Annotated in this window: 1 protein-coding gene; it reads left to right on the top strand. The window is 65.0% G+C overall.

Going from position 1 to position 477, the window contains the following annotated elements; translation table 11 throughout:
* The coding region (locus tag J5M56_RS24905; protein WP_207938049.1) for an aldehyde dehydrogenase at window positions 1-477 on the top strand (477 nt) is incomplete at both ends.

Raw genomic sequence — 477 nt, 5'->3', positions numbered from 1 at the left:
ACACCGCGCACGGCAAGTTCCCGGGCGAAGTGTCGGTCGACGGTGATTACCTCGTCGTGAACGGCGACAGGATTCGCGTGCTCGCGAACCGCAACCCGGCCGAGCTGCCGTGGGGCGAGCTGGGCGTCGACGTCGTGATGGAATGCACGGGCTTCTTCACGTCGAAGGAAAAGGCGAGCGCGCACCTGAAGGGCGGCGCGAAGAAGGTGATCATCTCGGCGCCGGGCGGCAAGGACGTCGACGCGACGATCGTCTACGGCGTGAACCACGACGTGCTGAAGGCCGAGCACACCGTCATCTCGAACGCATCGTGCACGACGAACTGCCTGGCTCCGCTCTTCAAGCCGCTGAACGACAAGATCGGCCTCGAAACCGGCCTGATGACGACGATTCATGCCTACACGAACGACCAGGTGCTGACGGACGTCTACCACGAGGACCTGCGCCGCGCGCGCTCGGCGACGCACAGCCAGATCC

The sequence above is a fragment of the Pseudomonas sp. 51_B genome, from assembly GCF_017491595.1.
In the GTDB taxonomy this organism is placed as follows: Bacteria; Pseudomonadota; Gammaproteobacteria; order Pseudomonadales; family Pseudomonadaceae; genus Aquipseudomonas; species Aquipseudomonas promysalinigenes.
This window is presented reverse-complemented; position numbering and strand designations above follow the sequence as displayed.